The organism is Arthrobacter sp. 10T419 (genome assembly GCF_056394105.1).
Window position 1 is genome coordinate 1 of the sequence record NZ_JBFTHF010000008.1, and the last position, 21,167, is coordinate 21,167.

Annotated in this window: 19 protein-coding genes and 1 rRNA gene; 4 read left to right on the forward strand and 16 right to left on the reverse strand. The window is 68.8% G+C overall.

Going from position 1 to position 21,167, the window contains the following annotated elements:
* The 6 genes from AC1DBD_RS13300 to AC1DBD_RS13325 form a co-directional block, all read right to left on the reverse strand.
* A 16S ribosomal RNA gene (locus tag AC1DBD_RS13300) occupies window positions 1-120 on the reverse strand; the annotation flags it as partial.
* Window positions 121-636: 516 nt separating this feature from the next.
* Window positions 637-1,950 carry a tyrosine--tRNA ligase gene (gene tyrS, locus AC1DBD_RS13305; RefSeq protein ID WP_476893564.1) on the reverse strand — a complete coding sequence of 438 codons (1,314 nt, stop codon included), beginning with the start codon at window positions 1,948-1,950 and terminating at the stop codon, window positions 637-639.
* A gap of 148 nt (window positions 1,951-2,098) precedes the next feature.
* Entirely contained in the window at window positions 2,099-4,327 is a 2,229-nt protein-coding gene (locus tag AC1DBD_RS13310) for a HelD family protein (protein WP_441419445.1), read from the reverse strand.
* Between the two features lie 128 nt (window positions 4,328-4,455).
* Entirely contained in the window at window positions 4,456-5,019 is a 564-nt protein-coding gene (locus AC1DBD_RS13315) for an adenine phosphoribosyltransferase (RefSeq protein ID WP_476893565.1), read from the reverse strand.
* 54 nt (window positions 5,020-5,073) lie between these two features.
* Entirely contained in the window at window positions 5,074-5,724 is a 651-nt protein-coding gene (locus AC1DBD_RS13320) for a hypothetical protein (protein ID WP_476893566.1), read from the reverse strand.
* A gap of 9 nt (window positions 5,725-5,733) precedes the next feature.
* On the reverse strand, window positions 5,734-6,375 hold the full coding sequence (locus AC1DBD_RS13325) for a DNA-3-methyladenine glycosylase (RefSeq protein ID WP_476893567.1): 642 nt from the start codon (window positions 6,373-6,375) through the stop codon (window positions 5,734-5,736).
* Window positions 6,376-6,477: 102 nt separating this feature from the next.
* Here AC1DBD_RS13325 and AC1DBD_RS13330 point away from each other — a divergent pair, with 102 nt between their 5' ends.
* The gene (locus AC1DBD_RS13330; RefSeq protein ID WP_476893568.1) at window positions 6,478-8,076 is read left to right on the forward strand and encodes a DNA-3-methyladenine glycosylase 2 family protein; all 1,599 of its coding nucleotides are present in this window, start codon (window positions 6,478-6,480) and stop codon (window positions 8,074-8,076) included.
* Window positions 8,073-8,588: a methylated-DNA--[protein]-cysteine S-methyltransferase gene (locus AC1DBD_RS13335; RefSeq protein WP_441419440.1), complete on the forward strand. Its 516-nt coding sequence runs from the start codon at window positions 8,073-8,075 to the stop codon at window positions 8,586-8,588. The genes AC1DBD_RS13330 and AC1DBD_RS13335 overlap by 4 nt, the downstream gene beginning before the upstream one ends.
* On the opposite strand, the gene AC1DBD_RS13340 is transcribed toward AC1DBD_RS13335, so the two are convergent.
* The 10 genes from AC1DBD_RS13340 to argC all read right to left on the reverse strand — a co-directional run bounded on the left by AC1DBD_RS13340 (window position 8,585) and on the right by argC (window position 18,773).
* The gene (locus tag AC1DBD_RS13340; protein WP_476982303.1) at window positions 8,585-9,325 is read right to left on the reverse strand and encodes a maleylpyruvate isomerase family mycothiol-dependent enzyme; all 741 of its coding nucleotides are present in this window, start codon (window positions 9,323-9,325) and stop codon (window positions 8,585-8,587) included. The genes AC1DBD_RS13335 and AC1DBD_RS13340 overlap by 4 nt on opposite strands.
* A gap of 56 nt (window positions 9,326-9,381) precedes the next feature.
* Window positions 9,382-9,903 carry a pyridoxine/pyridoxamine 5'-phosphate oxidase gene (locus tag AC1DBD_RS13345; protein WP_441419438.1) on the reverse strand — a complete coding sequence of 174 codons (522 nt, stop codon included), beginning with the start codon at window positions 9,901-9,903 and terminating at the stop codon, window positions 9,382-9,384.
* Window positions 9,904-10,050: 147 nt separating this feature from the next.
* Window positions 10,051-11,487: an argininosuccinate lyase gene (gene argH / locus AC1DBD_RS13350; RefSeq protein ID WP_441419437.1), complete on the reverse strand. Its 1,437-nt coding sequence runs from the start codon at window positions 11,485-11,487 to the stop codon at window positions 10,051-10,053.
* A gap of 5 nt (window positions 11,488-11,492) precedes the next feature.
* Window positions 11,493-12,698: an argininosuccinate synthase gene (locus tag AC1DBD_RS13355; RefSeq protein WP_476893570.1), complete on the reverse strand. Its 1,206-nt coding sequence runs from the start codon at window positions 12,696-12,698 to the stop codon at window positions 11,493-11,495.
* A 60-nt stretch (window positions 12,699-12,758) separates the two neighbouring features.
* Complete coding sequence (locus AC1DBD_RS13360; protein ID WP_441419436.1) at window positions 12,759-13,289, reverse strand: arginine repressor; 531 nt, start codon at window positions 13,287-13,289, stop codon at window positions 12,759-12,761.
* Window positions 13,289-14,284, reverse strand: coding sequence for an ornithine carbamoyltransferase (argF, locus tag AC1DBD_RS13365; protein WP_441419456.1), 996 nt, complete (start codon window positions 14,282-14,284; stop codon window positions 13,289-13,291). Before argF ends, AC1DBD_RS13360 begins: the two co-directional genes overlap by 1 nt.
* Before the next feature lie 8 nt (window positions 14,285-14,292).
* Window positions 14,293-15,522 carry an acetylornithine transaminase gene (locus AC1DBD_RS13370; protein WP_476982304.1) on the reverse strand — a complete coding sequence of 410 codons (1,230 nt, stop codon included), beginning with the start codon at window positions 15,520-15,522 and terminating at the stop codon, window positions 14,293-14,295.
* Window positions 15,523-15,629: 107 nt separating this feature from the next.
* A complete protein-coding gene (argB, locus tag AC1DBD_RS13375; protein ID WP_441419434.1) occupies window positions 15,630-16,562 on the reverse strand; it encodes an acetylglutamate kinase in 933 nt (310 codons plus the stop codon).
* Window positions 16,563-16,578: 16 nt separating this feature from the next.
* Window positions 16,579-17,745, reverse strand: a complete 1,167-nt coding sequence (gene argJ, locus AC1DBD_RS13380) for a bifunctional glutamate N-acetyltransferase/amino-acid acetyltransferase ArgJ (RefSeq protein WP_441419433.1) — start codon at window positions 17,743-17,745, stop codon at window positions 16,579-16,581.
* The gene (gene argC, locus AC1DBD_RS13385; protein ID WP_476982305.1) at window positions 17,742-18,773 is read right to left on the reverse strand and encodes an N-acetyl-gamma-glutamyl-phosphate reductase; all 1,032 of its coding nucleotides are present in this window, start codon (window positions 18,771-18,773) and stop codon (window positions 17,742-17,744) included. The genes argJ and argC overlap by 4 nt, the downstream gene beginning before the upstream one ends.
* 185 nt (window positions 18,774-18,958) lie before the next feature.
* Here argC and AC1DBD_RS13390 point away from each other — a divergent pair, with 185 nt between their 5' ends.
* Both AC1DBD_RS13390 and AC1DBD_RS13395 read left to right on the forward strand, forming a co-directional pair.
* Entirely contained in the window at window positions 18,959-20,062 is a 1,104-nt protein-coding gene (locus tag AC1DBD_RS13390; protein ID WP_476909771.1) for a fatty acid desaturase family protein, read from the forward strand.
* A 128-nt stretch (window positions 20,063-20,190) separates the two neighbouring features.
* The gene (locus AC1DBD_RS13395) at window positions 20,191-21,156 is read left to right on the forward strand and encodes a quinone oxidoreductase family protein (RefSeq protein ID WP_476982306.1); all 966 of its coding nucleotides are present in this window, start codon (window positions 20,191-20,193) and stop codon (window positions 21,154-21,156) included.
* Window positions 21,157-21,167: the final 11 nt, after the last annotated feature.

The following is a 21,167-nucleotide window of genomic DNA, read 5'->3' on the forward strand; positions in this document are numbered from 1 at the left end:
CACGTGTTACTCACCCGTTCGCCACTAATCCCCGGTGCAAGCACCGGATCATCGTTCGACTTGCATGTGTTAAGCACGCCGCCAGCGTTCATCCTGAGCCAGGATCAAACTCTCCGTTGAAGTAAAACAGACACACCATGCAACCCCGGAAAACGGGATAAACACAATGCACAAAATTTGAAACCAGCTAAAAACACCGGACCCAACCACGGGGTGGCAGGCCCGGCACAATCAACCAATTCAATACAAAATTGGTATCAACAAACTTGGCACACTATTGAGTTCTCAAACAACAGGCACATTCGAATACTTCTCGAAACAATTCACATCAGTGAATTTCTTTTTGTTCCGCATTTCTTCGCTGCGATGTATTTAGCTTATTTCATTCATTTCCACTTTGCAAACCCGGAAGTTCTTCCGAAATTCACTCCGAAGAAGCGAATCCGCCCACCAAAATGCGAAGCAATTTCGCTTTCCCACATCTTGCGCAGGAAGAATTGCTTCTTTTTTGTTGGGGGTTGGTCACCGCTCAACGGCGGCGACTCAGAAAACAATACACGCTCCCCTGCGGCCGTGCAAATCGACCGGAGGGGAGCGTGCATGAGGCTGAACCGCTGCTTAGCCGTGCAGTGCCGGCTAGGCTCCCGAAACCTCCACGGTTGCCAGGTTCTTCTTGCCGCGGCGCAGCAACAGGTAGCGCCCGTGCAGCAGTTCGTCGGCCGCGATGACGGCGTCGGGGTCGGAGATCTTGGTGTTGTTCACGTAAGCCCCGCCCTCCCCCACGGTCCGCCGGGCCGCGGACTTGCTTTCGGAGAGCCCGGTAGCCACCAGCAGGTCAATGATGCCGAGCCCGGAGCCGTCCACGGTGGCGGAGGGCAGTTCCGCCGTCGCGGCCTTGAGGCTCTCTGCGTCCAGTGCGGTCAGGTCCCCGCCGCCGAACACGGCTGCCGAGGCGGCAATGACCTTTTCGGTGGCCTCGACGCCGTGCACCAGCGAGGTCACCTCGTAGGCAAGCTTCCGCTGGCCAACACGTGCGAACGGGCGCTCGGCAACCGAGGTTTCGAGGGCTTCGATTTCGGCGCGGCTGAGGAAGGTGAAGACCTTGAGGCGGGCCGCGACGTCGGCGTCGGCGGTGTTGAGCCAAAACTGGTAGAAGGCGTACGGGCTGCACATCTCCGCGTCCAGCCAGATCGCGTTGCCCTCGCTCTTGCCGAACTTGGTGCCGTCCGAGTTGGTGATCAGCGGCGTGCCCAGCGCGTGGACGTGCTTGCCCTCCACCTTGCGGATCAGGTCCGTGCCGCTGGTGAGGTTGCCCCACTGGTCCGAGCCGCCGGTCTGCAGCACGCAACCGTAGTCGCGGAACAGCTGCAGGTAGTCCATGCCCTGCAGGATCTGGTAGCTGAACTCGGTGTAGCTGATCCCCTCATCCGAGTTCAGGCGGGTGGCAACGATGTCCTTCTTGATCATCGTGCCGACGCGGAAGTGCTTCCCGATGCCGCGCAGGAAATCAATGGCACTCAGCGGGGCGGTCCAGTCGAGATTGTTGACCATCCGGGCCGCGTTATCGCCCTCGAAGCTGAGGAAGCGCTGGACCTGGCCCTGCAGCCGGCCGACCCATTCCGCCACGGTCTCCGGAGTGTTGAGCACCCGCTCGGCGGTCTGCCGGGGGTCACCGATCAGTCCGGTGGAACCTCCCACCAACCCGAGGGGCTTGTGCCCGGCCAGCTGGAGCCGGCGCATCAGCAGCAGTTGCACGAGGTTGCCCAGGTGCAGGCTTGGCGCGGTGGGGTCGAAGCCGCAGTAGTACGTTGCGGGGGCGCCGGCGAGCAGTTTCTCCAGCTCCGCCTCGTCCGTCGAAACGTGGACAAGGCCGCGCCATTTCAGCTCCTGCCAGATGTTGGCGAAGCCGGGGTCGTTCTGCTGGGACTGAAGATCATTTAGCTGGGACACGGAATCTAAGTTAGCAGGATCGACAGGGCCGGACGGCCCCGCTCCAGCTCGTGACGGCGCCGGGCGCGACGGCGCCGTCGTGACGGGCCCGGCACAGCCGCAGCGTCCGGGGCGGCAACCCAGGCCGCCGCCACCGGGGAGGGGAGCCTCAGTCTTCGATGCCTGCCGGTACGGGAGCAGCCGCGATGAGCCGCAAGCGCTGGGTGGGGCGGGTCATCGCGACGTACAGATCGCCTACCCGGCCGTGCTCGTGGTTGAGCATGGCAGACGGTTCCAGCACCACGACGCCGTCGAACTCCAGGCCCTTGGCCTCGCGGGGGCTGATCACCACAATGTCCTGCTCGTAGCTGCCGGCGCCCGTGCCGACGCGGCGGCCGTACGCTGCGCGCAACGCGGCGGTGGCCTCCGGCAGGAGCCCGCCGTCGGCGATCACGGCCAGCAGGCCGCCGTCGAGCGCGTCCAGTTCCTCGGGGAGCACCTCAAGGAGCCGGTCCACGATCGCCCCGGGCTCGACGCGATCAATCACCGGCGACCAGCGTCCCTCGCGGACTGCCTTTGGCGCGGAGACGACGAGTCCGGCGGCATTGGCCATCCGGGCCGCCGCCTCGGCAATCTGCGACGGGGTGCGGTAGTTGACGGTGAGTTCCTCAAGCTGCCAGCGGTCCCCGAACATCGGGGCCAGCGCGCTCTGCCAGGACTTCGCCCCGGCCACCGAACTCGTCTGGGCGATGTCGCCGACAATCGTGAAGGACTTCAGCGGACAGCGGCGGACCAGCAGCCGCCACTGCATGGGCGAGAGCTCCTGCGCCTCGTCCACCACAATGTGCCCGAACGCCCAGCTGCGGTCGCTCGTGGCCCGCTCCGCCGCGGTCAGCCGCGCCTCGCGTTCCTGGTTCTGGTCCACAAGTTCTTCGGCTGAGATGAGGACATCCACCCCGGCCGTTTCCATGTTGACCAGGGTCTGCTTGGCGTTGGCGAGGTCGCGGGCCCGGTCGTGCTCCTGCTGGGCCAGGCCACGGCCGGCAGCCGGATCCAGTTCGCCGAGCAGTTCGGCGGCCTCGTCCAGCAGCGGCACGTCGGCCTCGGTCCACGGCGAACCGGCCGGCCGGAGCAGTCGGGCGCGTTCGGCCGCGCTGAGGTTCGGGGTGCAGGCCTCGAGGATGGCGGGCTTGCTCAGCAACTCGCCCACCAGCTTCTCCGGGGTCATCGGCATCCAGCACAGGTTCAGGGCCACACGCACGTCCCGCGCCGAACGGACGTCCTCCGCGAGGTAGGAACGGTCGGCGTTGTTGCCGATGCTGCTGGCCTCGACCAGTTCGGTCATCTGCTCGGTCAGTTCGCGCAGCAGGATCTTGACGAAGGAGACCCTGGCCTCATTGTGCGGCTTCCCGGTGGCGCGCGCCTTTTCGCGGGCACGGCGGACCTGCCTCGGCGTCAGCACCAGCTTGCGGCCGTCCACTTCGAGGACACGGTTTTCGGCCGGGATCCGCTGCCGGTTGGCGACCGCGTTGGCGACGACCTCGGCCATGTCGAGCCGGCCCTTGATCGCCGCGACGTCTGAATCGTCTTCGGCAACGGCGTGGATGCCGGGCATCAGCCGGCCCAGGCTGGCCATCACGACGCCGGTCTCGCCCAGGGACGGCAGCACCCGTTCGATGTAGTTCATGAACGACGACGACGGGCCCACCAGCAGCACGCCGGCGGTCTTGAGCCGGTCCCGGTGGGTGTAGAGCAGGTAGGCGGCACGGTGCAGGGCGACGGCGGTCTTGCCGGTACCCGGTCCGCCCTGGACCACGAGGGCCCCGGAGATGGACGAACGGATGATCCGGTCCTGCTCGGACTGGATGGTGCCCACGATGTCCGACATCCGGCCCGTGCGCTTGGAGTTCAGGGCCGCGAGCAGCGCGCCTTCGCCCTGCAGGGAGGCGTTGTCGGCCAGCATGTCGGCGTCGAGCACGTCATCCTCGATGGCCTTGACTTCGCGGCCCTGCAGGATCAGGTGCCGGCGTCGGCGTACACCTTGACGGTCGAAGGCGGTGGCCTGGTAGAAGTGGCCGGCTTCGGGCGCCCGCCAGTCCACCATCAGCCGCTGCAGGTCCTCGGTGGTCAGGCCGATGCGGCCGATGTACTGGGCTTCCCCGGAGTCGAGGTCGAGGCGGCCGAACACGAGGCGGTCGTCGACGGCGTCGAGCTGGGCGAGGCGGTCCTCGTAGAGTGCGGCGAACGCGTCCCGCTCGGAGACGTTCTGCATGGTGCCCACGGCACCGGCGCGGCGAACCTGGGCGAGCTGGGCGCGCTTCTCCGCCCGCAGCTCATCCAGCCGGGCATACAGTCCGGCTACATAGTCGCGTTCATGGGCCAAATCAGCGTCGTGCATCGAACGTTCCCCTATCGAAAAAGACAGACCAACCATTCTACAACCATTTCGGTGTTCGCTCCCGAAATATGTCAGTTTTCATCAGACTGGACTTTTTGCAGGCATTCTACCGAGGCGTTTGCCGGCCGCTAGAGGTTCAGCAGGGAGTGGATGCGGTGGCCGGCCAGGGCCGCGCGGCCGTTCAAGTCGCCGAGCTCCATCACGACGCCGACGCCAGCCACCTCGACGCCGCAGCGTTCGAACAGCCGGGAGGCTGCGCCCAAAGTGCCGCCGGTGGCGAGGACGTCATCGAGGATGAGCACCCGGGTACCCGGCGCCAGGTCCGAGCTGTGCAGTTCCAGGGTGGCGGTGCCGTATTCCAGCGAGTAGTCCTCGGAGACCACTTCGCGCGGCAGCTTGCCGGCCTTGCGGACGGTGACGACGCCGGTGTCCGTGGCGTAGGCGGCGGCCGCAGCCAACAGGAAGCCCCGGGCTTCCACCCCGGCGACGGCGTCGAACTGGCCGTGGAAGGGCGCCACCAGCGCATCGACTACAGCCTTGAGGGCGGCCCCGTCGGCGAAGACCGGGGTCAGATCCTTGAAGATGATTCCCGGCTTGGGGTAGTCAGGGACGGTGGCGCACAGGCTGGCGATCAGCTCGTCCACCGGGATTGCGTTGCTGGTCTGGGGCTGGCCCTGCTCGCTTTGTTTCACCCATCAATCTTACTGGCTGGTAGCAAACGGCCGTTCCGGCCGCGGGCTACCGGCCTACCCTCCGGCCGTCGGGGGCCCGGGCGTCGGGGGCCCGGCCGCGTCACTCGCTGCTTCCGGGGACCGCAAGAGGTCATGGGCAAATCCGTACCTGACGAGTTCCAGCGCCTTGGCGAGCGCGTGCTCCGCGTCGAACCGGCTGTCCGCTGCGGCGCTGAGGCGGGCGTAGTCGTTTGCCCAACCGGACCGGCGGAAGCGGTCGGCGTCGCCGTGCAAAAGCCGTCCATAGAGAACGTCCTCGAAGCGGTCCGGCCCTTCATCCGGGGCCGGCACTTCGTCATGGCCGGGCCCTGGCAGCACACGTTGACGTCCCTGGACCATCTCCGCGGTGAACAGCTCAACCACGTGTTCCGTGCCTTCCGTCAGGTGTCGGTCCGCCGAGTAGTTGCAGAGGCGGAGTGCCCTCACCACCAGCTTGAGTGAAACGTGTTCGTCGCGCACGATGAATTTGCGCAGCAGTGCGGCCCGAAAAAGCTCGATCCAATGCCGGCGCTCCCCCTCTGTCCCACCCGCGCTGGAGGGCACCGCCGGCGGCTCCGCGTCGGCTTGGAACAGCGCCACCATCCGGAAGTACTCGGCGGCGAGCTGCTCAAAGATCACCAGCCGTTCGAGCTCGCTGCCTGGCTTCCCGCGCTTGCCTTCGCCCATGATTGCCGGCTAAGCCGTTCGGACCTTCGCGGCCTTGTAACGGGATACAGTCGGGTCGCCGCTGAGCCAGAAGCGCCACGGGTAGTCGTCGGTGCCGCCGGCGCCGGAGACGCCCACCCGCGGCCCGGAACTGATCGCGGCCGCCGGCACGGCCGGGAGCTCGAGCCGGAACGGTGCACTGAGCGCGTCGCGGCCGCTGTCCGCCGTCGTCAGTCCCAGGGCGGTGGCGAAGCGGGCCGGACCGCTGGCGAGGTCCTTCGGGGCTTTCGACGTCGGCCGCCGCGCCTGGGCCACTTCCTCCCCGACCACGACTTCACCGGCGCGCAGGAGCAGGGCGGAGGCCACCCCCTCGGGGCCGCAGACGATGTTGGCGCAATGGTGCATCCCGTAGGTGAAGTAGACGTAGAGGTGCCCCGCCGGGCCGAACATCGGGGCGTTCCGCCGGGTCTGGCCGCGGAAAGTGTGCGAGCCGGGATCAGGGTGCAGCGAGTCCTCCGGCCCCAGATAGGCCTCGACCTCGGTGATCCGCACCGCTACCGGCCCACCATGGCTGCTGTGCGTCAGCACTGCGCCGAGCAGCAGCGGGGCCACGGTTCGGGCGTCGGCGGACAGCAGCCCGCGCAGGGCGTCTGGCGTCAGGCTGGAATCCATCCTCCGACTTTAACAAACCCCTGAATCGCGGCATAGCGGCCCCTCACGGCCGTGTCCGATTTCCGCTAGCAGAGGTCCGCCGGAAGCTGGCAGGATGGAGCCATGGACTTTTGGCAGCGCTACCGGGCAATCGATGCCCGGGACCCCCGTTTCGACGGGCAGTTCTATACCGCTGTCCGCACCACCGGCATCTACTGCCGGCCCTCCTGCCCGGCGCGGACCCCGAAGGCCGGCAATGTCACCTTTTACGAGACGTCCGCCGCCGCGCATGACGCAGGCTACCGGGCATGCAAACGCTGCCTCCCCGAAGCCGTGCCGGGCACCCCGGCGTGGAATGTCCGCTCGGACATCGCCGGCCGGGCCATGCGCCTGATCAACGACGGCGTGATCAACCGCGACGGCGTGGAAGGGCTCGCCTCGCAGCTCGGCTACTCCTCGCGCCAGCTCAACCGCATCCTCAGCCACGAACTCGGTGCCGGCCCGCTCTCGCTGGCGAGGGCCAGCCGTGCGCAGACCGCCCGGACCCTGCTGGTCTCCACCTCAATGAAGGCCGCCGACATCGCATTCGCCTCGGGCTTCAGCAGCGTCCGCCAGTTCAACGAGACCATCACCGAGGTCTTTGCCATGACCCCCTCGGCACTGCGGGCCACGGCGCGGCACCAGCAGGCGACGGCCCGGACGGCGGTGGCCTCCACGGCGCTTACGTTGAACCTGCCGTACCGGGAGCCGTTCGATCCTGGGGTGTTCGCATTCCTGGCCGTCCGAGCCATTCCGGGCATCGAGGAAGGAAGCTCCACCTCCTATGCCCGGACCCTGCGGTTGGCGCACGGGGACGCCCGCTTCCGGGTGGACTACGACGCCGGCTCCCCGGGCCGGCCCCTGAGGCTGACGATTGGGGCCGTGGACCTGCGGGACCTGGCCTCGCTGCTCAGCCGGGTGCGGCGCCTGCTGGATCTCGACGCCGACCCGGTCGCGATCGATACCTCCCTCGCCGCCGATCCGCGGCTGGCGGCCAGCGTTGCCGCCGCCCCCGGCATGCGGATGCCCGGGGCCGTGGATCCGCAGGAGCTGCTGATTCGCGCCATGATCGGCCAACAGATCACCGTGGCGGCTGCGAGGACGGCCCTGGTCCAGCTTTCCGCGTGCGGCAGCGAGAGCCTGGTTCCGGCGGACGGCCTGCACCGGCTCTTCCCGACGGCGGCGGACATCGCGGACACCGGGTTCCAGTTGCTGCGCGGACCTCAGCGCCGCATCGACTCGGTCCGTGCCGCCGCCGCGGCAATGGCCGCCGGTGACCTGGATTTTGGCTACGGCGACGACCTCGCCGGCCTGCAGTCCAAGCTCTTGCCGCTGGCCGGCGTCGGGCCCTGGACTGTGGGCTATGTCGCGATGCGCGTGATCGGCGCCCCGGACGTTTTCCTGGCCAACGACGCCGCGGTCCGCAATGGTATCCGCTCGCTGGCGCAGGCGTCAGACGATAACGCCGGTGGCGCCGCCGCGGCTGCGGATGGCCTGCCCGCCGACCCGATCGCCCCCGATTCGCTCTCTCCCGATTTTCGGGAGGTCAGTCCCTGGCGCTCCTACGCCACCATGCACCTCTGGCGTGCGGCCGCAGCGGCCCAGTCCGCAGCGCGGACCATGGCAGCCCGGACCAAGTCAGCCCGGCCCAAGACAGCAGCTTCGAAGAAAGTGACGACATGAAAGCCCAGCTTTTGACCATCTCCACCCCGGACGGTCCGTTCACCATCATTGCCCGGGACGGCGCGGTGCTGGCCTCGGGCTGGACCGCGGTGCCCGGCGAACTCACGGGCCAGATCCACCCGGACCTGCTGCCCGGCGGCTACGAACCAGTGTCGGAACTGCGCGGCATCTCGGCCGCCGTCGAGGAGTTCTACGCCGGCAACCCGCGAGCCGCGATGGAAGTCCCGGTGCTGCAGAAATCGGGCCCCTTCCGCAGCCATGCCTGGGACATGCTGCGGACCGTGGCGCCGGGGCATCCGGTGACGTACACCGAGTACGCGGAACTGTCCGGCAACGCGAAGGCCGTCCGGGCGGCGGCCAGCGCCTGCGCCTTCAACGCGGCCGCTCTATTCGTGCCATGCCACCGGGTGATCCGCACCGACGGGAGCCTGGGCGGGTTCCGCTGGGGACTCGCCATCAAAAAGAGCCTGCTGGACCGCGAACGGCAGCTGGCCCTGGCCGTGCGGGCCTAGTTCGTCACTGGAACGCCCGCGGGCCACGGCAACAGCGCGGGCAGCTCGACGCCGTCGGCCGCTGCCGTGGCGCGCAGGCTCCCCAGGGTGGGGGTGCGGCCGGCCAGCCACGCCGCGATGTCGGTGAGCATGCCGTTGATGGCGGTGGAGCGTCCGCCGGCGGCGCCGATCGCGACGGAGGGCAGGCCGAGCGGCTGGAGCACAAAACGCTCGCCCTCAGGCACCCGGGCGGCCAGGAACTCGAAGAGATGCCCGCAGAACGGCTTGCTCCACGTTTCGGGGCCGCGGCCGGTGCCCAGGTCCGTGGCATGGATGGTGAGTTCGCGCCAGAGCGCCAGGCCGCCGTCGAACACAACGCCGCCGCGGTAACTGATCGGCTCCCGCCAGCCCGCCGCCTCCAGCGCACCGAAGGCGCCCAGGGCCCGCTCGAAGGCCGCGGCCAGCGCGGCCCGGTGCTGCTCAGCGCTGTGGCCGGCCGCCAGTTCGATGGCGCGGGTGCGTCCCTCGAAGCCGCCGTCGTAGAGTTCGATGCTTTCGCCGCGGCCGGCGTACTCAACCTGGCGGGCCATCGCGTTGGCGATTCCGGCCAGGTGGGCCAGCACGTGCCCGCGGGTCCAGCCAGGGAGTTCGGACGCGGCCAGGACGTCCTGGTCGTTGAGTTTGGCGGCGATTCCGGTCACGACGTCCGCGGCGCGGCGGAGTTCCTCCAGCAGGTTTTCAGGGGTGATTGAGGTCATGGCGCCCATCCTAACGGAGCCTCCGGATTAACGGTGATTAACTGGGCTGAGCCGTCTCAGCGCGCCCCGTAGCGGTGCCGGATGTGCCGCCGGTCATGCCGGGCCTGCCAGAATTCGAGTTCGCGGGGCCGGAGCGCGTAGAGCTGCCAGCTGGGGTTCTCGCTGCCGTCGGCGCCGGGCCGATCGTGCCAGTCGGCGGCGGAGGCTTCCGCGGAGAGCGCCACAACCTGGCCGGCCACACGGACCTGGCGGCCCTGCTGCTGCCAGAAAAAGTTCAGCGCAGCGCTCGGGTTCTCTGCCAGTTCCCGGCCCTTGCGCGACTGGCGGGACGTCGCGAAGTGCCAGCCGTCGTCGTCGATGTCCTTGAGGATCAGCATCCGCGAGGACGGACGTCCGAGTGCGTCGGCGGTGGCCAGGCTGCAGGCGTTGGGCTGCGGAACTCCGGCCGCCAGGGCTTCGGCGAGCCACTGCCGGAACAGTTCCCCCGGGTCCTCGGGTGCCGTCGCCGGGTCGAAGTCCGGGAGCACGTCCGGGAAGTCGGGCAGGGCACGCAGGAACTGGCGGAACGATTCGCTCATGCACCCACCTTAAGCGCCACGAGATGACACTTCGCGGCAGTGTTTACGAAAAACATTGCCGCGAAGTGTCCCCACCCGCCCCCTAACCTCGCAAGCTCGGTCAGGGGACCCTGCGGGTGTGGGCCCCATCTCGCGGGTGTCGAAGTGCTACCCCGCGTACGCGCGCACGCCGTCGAGCTCCGCCTCGAGCGCCAGCAGCTGGCGTTCGACGGCGGCCGGCGCGGTGCCGCCCTGCGAGTTGCGGCTGTTGAGCGAGCCCTCGGTTGACAGCACCGTGCGGACCTCCGGGGTCAAATGCTCCGAGATGGCGGCGTATTCCTCGTCCGTCAGGTCCCAGAGTTCCACGTCGCGGCTTTCGGCCTGCTTCACGGCGGCGCCGGAGAGCTCGTGCGCCTCGCGGAACGGAACTCCCTGCCGGACCAGCCATTCGGCAATGTCCGTGGCCAGTGCGAAGCCTTGGGGTGCCAGCGCTTCCATCCGTTCGGTGTTGAACTTCAGGGTCGCGATCATGCCGGACACGGCCGGGAGCAGCAGCTCCAGGGTGTCGGCGGCGTCGAAGACCGGTTCCTTGTCCTCCTGCAGGTCGCGGTTGTACGCGAGCGGCAGGCCCTTGAGCGTGGCGAGCAGCCCGGTCAGGTCGCCGATCAGCCGGCCGGCCTTGCCGCGGGCCAGTTCGGCCACGTCAGGGTTCTTCTTCTGCGGCATGATCGAGGAGCCGGTGGAGTAGGAGTCGTGCAGGGTCACGAAGGAGAACTCCTTGGTGGCCCACAGGATCACTTCCTCCGAGACCCGGGACAGGTCCACGCCGATCATCGCCGACACCCACGCGAACTCGGCAAAGACGTCGCGGGAGGCGGTGCCGTCGATCGAGTTGTGCGTGGCCGAGTTGAAGCCAAGGTCCGCCGCGACGGCCTCCGGGTCCAGGCCCAGCGAGGAACCGGCGAGGGCGCCGGAGCCGTAGGGCGAGACCCCGGCGCGCTTGTCCCAGTCGGCCAGCCGCTGCACATCGCGCAGCAGCGCCCAGGCGTGGGCCAACAGGTGGTGGCTGAGCAGGACCGGCTGGGCGTGCTGGAGGTGGGTGCGGCCGGGCATGGCCACCCCGCGGTGCTCCTTGGCCTGGCCGATCAGCGCGTCGATCGTGGCGAGGACGCCGCGGGCGATGATCCGGGCGTGGTCGCGCAGGAACATCCGGCCCAGCGTGGCCACCTGATCGTTGCGGGACCGGCCGGCGCGGAGCTTGCCGCCCAGCTGGCTGCCGGCACGCTCGATCAGGCCGCGTTCCAGCGAACCGTGCACATCCTCGTCGGACTCGGCCGGGGTGTAGGCGCCGGAGGCGACGTCCGCATCCAGCCGGCCCAGGGCGTCCAGCATGCCTTCAAGCTCGGCGTCGTCCAGCAGACCGGCCTTGTGCAGCACGCGGGCGTGCGCCTGGGACCCGGCAATGTCGTAGCGGGCCAGCCGCCAGTCAAAGTGCGTGGACTTGCTCAACGCCGCGAGGGCGTCGGCGGGGCCGCCGGCGAACCGGCCGCCCCACAACGCACCCGTGTTCGTAGCCTCGGACTTGGTGGATTCCGACTCAGCCACAGGGGCTACTTTCCTGCGACGCGGATGTCGCGGCCGGAGGCAACCTTGGCGGACATGCCCCACAGCTCGATGAAGCCGCGGGCCATCGACTGGTCGAAGGTGTCGCCGGTGTCGTAGGTGGCGAGGTCGAAGTCGTAGAGCGAGGTCTCTGAGCGGCGTCCGTTGACGATCGCCTGGCCGCCGTGCAGCACCATGCGGATGTCGCCGGAGACGTAGCGCTGGGTGTCTTCGATGAAGGCGTCCAGGGAGCGCTTGAGCGGGGAGAACCACTGGCCGTCGTAGACCAGCTCGGACCAGCGCTGGCCGACCGTGGCCTTGAAGCGGGCCTGCTCGCGTTCGATCGTGATGTCCTCGAGGTGCTTGTGCGCGGTGATCAGCGCCATCGCGCCGGGGGCCTCGTAGATTTCGCGGGACTTGATGCCGACCAGGCGGTCCTCGACGACGTCGATCCGGCCGACGCCCTGGGCGCCGGCGCGGCGGTTCAGTTCCTTGATGGCCTGCAGCGGGGTGACCTTGACGCCGTCGACTGCGACCGGCACGCCGGCTTCGAAGGAGATGGTGACTTCATCCGGGGCCGGCGGGAACTCCGGGGTGGCGGTGTAGTCGTAGATGTCCTTGGTGGGGGCGTTCCAGATGTCCTCAAGGTAGCCGGTCTCGACGGCGCGGCCCCAGACGTTCTGGTCGATCGAGTACGGGTTCTTCTTGGTGGTCTCGATCGGCAGTCCCTTCTCCTCGGCGAAGGCGATGGCCTTGTCGCGGGTCAGGGCGAGGTCGCGGACCGGGGCGATGCACTTCAGGTCCGGGCCGAGGGTCTGGATGCCGACCTCGAAACGAACCTGGTCGTTGCCCTTGCCGGTGCAGCCGTGGGCCACAGTGGTGGCGCCGAATTCGCGGGCGGCCTTGACCAGGTGCTTGACGATCACCGGGCGGGAGATTGCGGAGACCAGCGGGTAGTGGCCCTGGTAGAGGGCGTTCGCCTTCAGGGTGGGCATGCAGTACTCGTTCGCGAACTCGTCGGACGCGTCGGCCACGTAGGCTTCGACGGCGCCGCAGCCGAGGGCACGCTGGCGGATGGTCTCCAGCGACTCGCCGCCCTGTCCGACGTCGACCGCCACGGCAATGACCTCGGCGCCGGTCGCTTCACCGATCCAGCCGATGGCTACGGAAGTATCCAGGCCACCGGAGTAGGCCAGCACAATACGCTCAGTCACTTCAAATGCTCCTTAGTTGTTGGGTTCTTGGGGTCTCTGGTGAAAGTTCACGGGTGGGGGTCATTGGCCGGCCTCTTCGGCCAGTGACAGGAAACGGGCGGCGACCGCGGCGCCGCCGGCCGGGTCGCGGGTGACCAGCAGCACGGTGTCGTCCCCGGCGATGGTGCCGAGGATCGAGGGCATCACCGAGTGGTCGATCGCGAGGGCCAGGAAGTTCGCGGCGCCCGGCGGGGTGCGGAGCACCACAAGGTTCGCGGAGGCCTCGGCCGTGACGAGCAGTTCGCCGCAGAGCCGCGCCAGCCGGGCGTCGAGGATTTCCTGCGTCACGCCGCTTTTGGCCGCGCGTTCCCCGCCCTCCCCCGGCACGGCGTACACGAGCACGCCTTCCTTGCCGCGGACCCGGACGGCGCCGAGCTCCACGAGGTCGCGGGACAGCGTGGCCTGGGTGACCTGGACGCCGTCGTCCGCGAGCAGGGCCGCCAGCTCGGCCTGCGAGCGGACGGATTCGCCGGTCAGGATCGCGGTGATCCGCGCCTGCCGGGCCGTCTTGGTGGCCGGGCTGGCCCCCTGGGCGGCGGGCTGGACGGACATCAGCCCAGCCCGTCAACCGGCGCGAGCCCGTCAACAACTGCCAGGCCGGAGCGGTGCATGAGCCAGGCCATCAGGGCTTTCTGCGCGTGCAACCGGTTCTCGGCCTCATCCCAGACCACGGACTGCGGGCCGTCGATCACGCCGGCGGAGATTTCGTAGCCGCGGTAGGCCGGGAGGCAGTGCAGCACGACGGCGTCCGGCGCGGCAAGCGTCATCGCGTCCTCGTCCACGGAGTAGTCGCGGAACAGCTGCAGCCGGGCCTCCTTCTCGTCCTCCTGGCCCATCGACACCCAGGTGTCGGTGGCGACGACGTCGGCTCCGCGGAGCGCCTCCGCGGCGTCCACGGTGACCAGCACCGAGCCGCCGGTCTCCGCGGCGCGCTCCTCCGCGGCGGCGACGATCTCCGCCGCGGGCAGGTAGCCCTCCGGGCCGGAGATGCGCACGTGCATGCCAGCGGTGACGCCGGCCAGCAGGTAGGAGTTGGCCATGTTGTTGGCCGAGTCGCCGAGGTAGCTCATGGTGAGGCCGGCCAGCGTGCCCTTGTGCTCCTTGACGGTCAGCAGGTCGGCCAGGAGCTGGCAGGGGTGGTAGTCGTCGCACAGGGCGTTGATCACCGGGACGCGCGAGTGTTCGGCCATCGCGACGAGGCCGGCGTGCGCCCCGGTCCGCCACACGACGGTGGAAACCATGCGTTCGAGGACCCTGGCGGTGTCCTCAACCGACTCCTTGTGGCCGATCTGGGCTTCGCCCGGGTTGATGATGAGGGCGTTGCCGCCCATGTCCGCGATGCCGGTGGCGAAGGAGACACGGGTCCGGGTGGAGGTCTTGTCGAAGATCACGGCCACGGTCTTGCGGCCGCTGCCTTCCGCGGCGAAGGGCTGGACACTGTACGGGGCCGCCTTCATCCGGAGGGCGAGGTCCAGGACCTCGGCCTGCTCGGCCGGGGTGAGGTCCGTGTCCTTGAGGAAGTGGCGGGTCGGCACGGATGCGGTCATGGAGGCGGTCACTGGGCGTCCTTTGCGGTCTGGAGGAGGGCCGGCAGGGCGGCGAGGAAGCGGTCGGCCTGGGCCTCGGTGAGGATCAGCGGCGGCGCGAGCCGGATGGTGTGCGGGCCGGGGCTGTTGACGATGAATCCTGCGTCGAGTCCGGCGGTGACGACGGCGGGGGCGACGTCGGCGTCGAGGTCGAAGCCGATCAGCAGGCCTTCGCCGCGGACTTCGGTGACGCCGGCGATTCCGGCGAGCCCGGTGCGCAGGTGCTCCCCCACCTCCCGGACGTGGGCGAGCACCTGCTGGTTCTCCAGCACGTGCAGGGTGGCCAGGGCGGCCGCGGTGGCGACCGGGTTGCCGCCAAATGTCGTCCCGTGCTGGCCGGCGGACAGCAGTGCGGACACCTCGGGGCCGAAGGTGAGCAGGGCGCCGATCGGGAACCCGCCGCCCAGGCCCTTGGCGAGGGTCACGGCGTCGGGAACGATTCCGGCGTCTTCGCTGGCCAGCCACTTGCCGGTGCGGCCGATGCCGGTCTGGACCTCGTCCAGGATCAGCAGGGCGCCGGCGGCGCTGGTGGCTTCGCGGGCGGCCCGGAGGTAGCCGGCGGGCAGCGGGCGGACGCCCGCCTCGCCCTGGATGGGTTCGAGGAAGACCGCGGCGGTGGTGTCGTCGATCTCGGCGCGGAGGGCGTCGATGTCACCGAAGGGGACGTGGACGACGCCGCCGGGCAGCGGCGCGAACGGCGCCCGGTAGGCTTCCTTCGAGGTGAGGGCCAAGGCGCCCATGGTGCGGCCGTGGAAGGCGCCTTCGAGGGCGATGATCTTTGTCCGCGGCTGCGCGTCCGTGTCTGTCTGGCTGACGCCAGCATTCCGCCGTGCCAGCTTGAACGCCGCTTCGACCGCCTCGGTGCCGGAATTGGCGAAGAACACCTTGGACCCGGCCGGTGCCTTGGAAATTTCCAGCAGCTTCTCCGCCAAGGCAATCTGGGTGGGGCTGGTGAAGAAATTGGAGACGTGGCCCAGGGTGGCCAACTGGCTGGAGATCACCGAGGTGACGAAGGGATGGGCGTGGCCCAGCGCGTTGACCGCGATGCCGCCAAGCAGGTCCAGGTATTCCTTGCCGTCCGCGTCCCAGACGAGGCAGCCGGCGCCGCGGACCAGTACGCGCTGCGGGGTGCCGAAGACGCCAAGCAGCGAGGACGAGTAGCGGGACAGCCACTGCGCGCCGCTACTTTCGCCAGTCATAACGGAAGCTGTCGGAGCCCGGCCGGCGATGGGGGCCCGGGTGTGGTCGGGCACCGCGAAGCGGGCGGGGGCCCCATCGCCGGTCGGGCTCGCGCCTACAGTTTCGTTCATGCGTTCACTTCCTCGTCCGGGACGACCTGGGTGCCGATGCCGGCGGTCGTGAAGGTTTCCAGCAGCATCGAGTGCGGCAGCCGGCCGTCCACGATGTGCGCGCGCTCGACGCCGTCGTCAATCGCTTTCAGGCAGGCCGCCATCTTCGGGATCATGCCGGATTCAAGACGCGGGAGCATCTCGCGCAGCTCCGACGCCGTCAGCGACGAGATGAGCGATGACCTGTCCGGCCAGTTGGCGTAGAGGCCCTCGACATCGGTCAGGATGACCAGCTTGGAGGCACCCAGGGCCGACGCGACCGCCGCCGCAGCCGTGTCCGCGTTGACGTTGAGTACCTGCCCGGTGGTGGACCCGTCCGGGGAGATCTCCGGCGCGACGGTCGAGATCACCGGGATCCGGCCGGCCGCCACGATGTCCAGGATGCCTTCCGGGTTCACCCCGACGACTTCGCCGACGAGGCCCAGGTCCACCTCTTCGCCGTCCACCACGGTGCCGGTGCGGACGGCGCGCAGCAGTCCGCCGTCTTCGCCGGACATCCCGACGGCGTAGGGCCCGTGCGAGTTGATTAGGCCCACGAGCTCGCGGCCCACCTGGCCGGTAAGGACCATCCGGACCACGTCCATGGCCTCGGGGGTGGTGACGCGCAGGCCGCCCTTGAACTCGGATTCGATGCCGAGCCGGCTGAGCATGGCGTTGATCTGCGGGCCGCCGCCGTGCACCACGACGGGGTGGATGCCGACGTGGTGCAGGAAGACGACGTCCTCGGCGAAGGCGCGGCGGAGTTCGTCGTTGACCATGGCGTTGCCGCCATACTTGATCACCATGGTGGTTCCGGCGAAGCGCTGGATCCAGGGCAGCGCCTCGATCAGGGTGCCGGCCTTGCCCTGCGCGTCGGCCATGGAAGTGGTCTCGCGGGTCTGGGTGCTCATGTCGTTCGTCATTCCCTTAGCTGGAGTAGGCGCTGTTTTCGTGGACGTACTCGTGCGTCAGGTCGTTGGTCCAGATCGTGGCCTCGGCGGCGCCAGCCTGCAGGTCGATCTCGACCAGGACTTCGCGCGGCTCCAGGTCCACCAGGCCGCGGTCCTCGCCGATGCTGCCGTTGCGGCAGATCTGCACACCGTTCATCGAGACATTCAGCTGGTCCGGTTCGAAGGCCGCGTCCGTGGTGCCCACGGCGGACAGCACGCGGCCCCAGTTCGGGTCCTTGCCGAAGATCGCCGTCTTGAAGAGGTTGGAGCGGGCCACGGCCCGGCTGACCACTTCGGCGTCCTTCTCGCTCGCGGCGTTGAAGGTACGGATGGCGATGTCGTGGCTGGCACCCTCGGCGTCGCCGATCAGTTTGCGGGCCAGTTCCGCGCACACCTGGGTGAGCCCCTTGCCGAAGTCGACGGCGGAGGGCACGGCGCCCGTGGCGCCGGAGGCGAGCAGCACCACAGTGTCATTGGTGGACATGCAGCCGTCCGAATCGGCCCGGTCGAAGGTGACGCGGGTGGCGTCGCGGAGCACGACGTCGAGCAGTTCGGGCTGGACCTCCGCGTCCGTGGTGAGGACCACGAGCATCGTGGCCAGGCCCGGGGCAAGCATGCCGGCTCCCTTGGCCATGCCGCCGATGGTGAATTCCCGGCCCTCGGCGTCGGCGCCGGTGAAGACCGCCTGCTTGGACACCGAGTCGGTGGTCATGATTGCGGCAGCCGCTGCCGGGCCGCCGTCGGCGTTCAATTCCGCGGCTGCGACGCCGATCGCGGGGACGAGCTTGTCCATCGGAAGCTGTTCGCCGATCAGGCCGGTGGAACAGACGAAGATGTCCGTCGCTGAGGCCCCGAGTGCCTCGGCGGTCTTTTCGGCGGTGGTGTGGGTGTTCTGGAAGCCTTGCGGGCCGGTGCAGGCGTTGGCGCCGCCGGAGTTGAGGATCACGGCGTCCACCCGGCCGTCCTTGATGACTTCGCGGGACCAGTGCACGGGCGCGGCGGCCACCCGGTTCGAGGTGAAGACGGCGGCGGCGGCTTTGTTGGGGCCGTCGTTGACCACGAGGGCCAGGTCCGGGTTTCCGGAGGCCTTGAGGCCGGCCTTGACCCCGGCAGCGCGGAATCCCTTGGGGGCGGTGATGCTCACGGTGCGACTCCCTGGAGGTCGAGGCCGGCGGTTTCCGCCAGGCCGAGGGCAATGTTCATGGACTGCACGGCGCCGCCGGCGGTCCCCTTGGTGAGGTTGTCGATGGCGCAGGTGACGATCACGCGGCCGGTGTGTCCGTCGAGGGCCAGCTGCATCACGGCGTGGTTGGAGCCCTGCACGGACTTGGTGGAGGGCCACTGGCCTTCCGGCAGCAGGTGCACGAACGGCTCCTCGTCGTACGCCTCGGCCCAGGCGCGGCGCAGTTCCTCAGCAGTCACGCCCGGCCGGACTTTCGCGGTGGCCGTGGTGAGGATGCCGCGGCTCATCGGGGCCAGCGTGGGGGTAAAGGACACCGTCACCGGCCCGTTCAGCGCCTTGGACAGCCCCTGCTCGATCTCCGGGGTGTGCCGGTGCCCGCCGCCGACGCCGTAGGGACTCATCGCACCCATCACCTCGGCGCCGATCAGGTTCACCTTCGCGGCCTTGCCGGCCCCGGACGTACCGGAAGCGGAAACGATCACGACGTCGTCGGCCTGTAGCAGGTGGTTGCTGAAGCCCGGGGTGAGGGCCAGCAGGGCCGACGTCGGGTAGCAGCCGGGCACGGCGATTCGGGTGGCGCCGCGCAGTGCCTCGCGCTGGCCCGGCAGCTCGGGCAGCCCGTAGGGCCAGGTGCCGGCGTGCGGCGATCCGTAGAACTTCTCCCACGCCGCCGGATCCTCCAGCCGGTGGTCCGCGCCGGCGTCGATCACGACCGTGCCGGCGGGCAGTTGCGCCGCGATCTCGGCGGACGCCCCGTGCGGGAGGGCAAGGAACACGACGTCATGTCCGGCCAGGTTTTCCACGGTGGTGTCTTCGAGGATGCGGTCCGCCAGGCCATGGAGATGCGGCTGCAATTCCCCTAGTCTGGAACCGGCGTTGCTGTGCGCGGTAATGGCCCCGATGGTGACGTCGGGATGACCGGCCAGGAGCCTCAATACCTCGCCGCCGGCGTAGCCGCTTGCGCCGGAGACGGCAACAGAAATAGTCATAGCACCGAGTGTACAGCAAGACTATGCATAGAGCCCGATATTTATGCATGCGCGCGGCCATGTCCAAGTCCGTGTCCGGACGCGGACGAAACCGTCAGCGTATGCTGGGTAGAGGGTGATCCAGACCGTGCGGCCGCAAATGTCGGCTGCAGCGTTGCCCGTAACAGTTACGAGGCATGCGTTTCATGACCCCCTCCACCACACTTTCCGCCGACTCCCCGGCGCACCCGCAGCCGCGGGTCCGGCAGCCCAACGCCGTCGTCCTGAGCTATTCGGAACTGCTGAAGCGCGTCAAGGCCGAAGGCCTGCTGGAACGCCGCACCGGGTTCTACGTGACGGTGTTTTCCATCCTGGCCCTGCTGATGGCCGCCACCTGGTTCGGCTTCGCGCTGATCGGGGACAGCTGGTTCCAGCTCCTCATCGCGGCAGCCCTGGGTATCCTCTGCACCCAGTTGAGCTTCCTGGCCCACGAGGCCGGGCACCGCCAGATCTTCGCCTCCCGCCGCGCCAACGACTGGGCCGCACGGCTGCTGGCCACGTCGGTGGCCGGCATCAGCTACTCCTGGTGGGAGCAGAAGCACGGCGCGCACCACAACCACCCGAACGTGATTTCCAAGGATCCGGACATCGCCACCGGCGCGATCGCCTTCTTCCCCGAAGCCGCGGCGACCCGGCAGGGACGGTTCTCCTTCCTGACCCGCAAGCAGGGCTGGTTCTTCTTCCCGCTGCTGTTCCTCGTGGGCCTGGGCCTGCAGATCGATTCGGTCAGGTTCATCGTCCGCCGCGCCAAGGTCACGCACCGCTGGGTGGAGATCCCCATCCTCGCGGCCCGGCTGAGCCTGCTGCCCGTGCTCGCCTTCGCGTTCCTGCCCTGGGGCATGGCACTGGCGTTTATCGGCGTGCAGCTCGCCGTCTTCGGCTTCTACATGGGCGCCTCCTTCGCACCGAACCACAAGGGCATGCCCGTGCTTGCGGCTGACAGCCGGGTGGACTTCTTCAGCCGCCAGGTCCTCACGTCCCGGAACATTTCCGGCGGCCGCTTCATGGACATCCTGCTCGGCGGCCTCAACCGCCAGGCCGAGCACCACCTCTTCCCGGACATGGCACGCCCCCAGCTGGACAAGGCCGCCGTGATCGTCCGCGAGTTCTGCGCCAAGCACCAGGTCCCGTACACCGAAACCACCCTGCTGCAGTCCTACGGCATCATCGTGCGCTACCTCAACGACGTCGGCCTCGCCGCGGGCCGCCACTTCGAGTGCCCAATGGCCACCGTTACCCGCCGTTACTAGCGGCACGCCGGGCATACTGCGCCCGGCGCGCCGGTGTCCCTAGGATGGTCTCAGGATCCGCGCCGAGGAAGCTTCCTCGCCCGGAGCGCTGGCGCTTCAAAAGGCCCTGACACTTCAGAAGGAGACACATGACGCACGCAATCCTCGCCCGGCAGGCCGGCGGACCGGAGGTCCTCGAGCTGGCAGAAGTCGACCGGCCGGTTCCGGGGCCCGGCCAGCTGCTGATCGAGGTCGCCGCCGCGGGCGTGAACTTCATCGACACCTACAAGCGCAGCGGCGTCTACAAGGTGCAGTACCCCTTCACTCCGGGCTCCGAGGCCTCCGGGACCGTGGAGGAGCTGGGCGACGGCGTGAGCAACTTCTCCGCCGGCGACCGGGTCGCGACCGCTGAGGGTGTCAACTGCTACGCCGGGTACGCCCTCGTGGACGCGGACAAGGCGCTGCCGGTGCCCCGCGGCGTCGACGACTACACCGCCGCTGCCCTCCCCCTGCAGGGCATCACCGCGCACTACCTGATCAACTCCTCCTTCAAGGTGGAAGAGGGCCAGACCGTGCTGCTGCACGCCGGCGCCGGCGGCGTCGGCCTGCTGCTGATCCAGTTGCTCAAGGCCAAGGGCGCGAACGTCATCACCACCGTCTCCACCGATGAGAAGGAGGCGCTGGCCCGCGGCGCCGGCGCGGACCACGTGCTGCGCTATGACGGCTTCGCCGCAAAGGTGCGCGAGCTGACGGACGGCGCCGGCGCGCACGTGGTGTACGACGGCGTCGGAAAAGACACCTTCGACGATTCCCTGGCGGCGCTCCGGATCCGCGGCACCCTTGTGCTCTTCGGCGCCGCGTCCGGTCCGGTGCCGCCGTTCGACCCGCAGCGGCTCAACGCCGGCGGCTCGCTCTACCTGACCCGGCCGACCATCACGCACTTCCTCCGCGACGCGCGGGAACGCCGCTGGCGCTCCGACGAACTCTTCGCCGCAGTGGCGGACGGCAGCCTCAAGGTCCGGATCGGCGCCCGCTACGATCTCGCCGACGCCGCCGCAGCCCACACCGACCTGGAGCAGCGCCGCACCACCGGCAAGGTCATCCTGGTCCCCTGAATCGGCCCTGG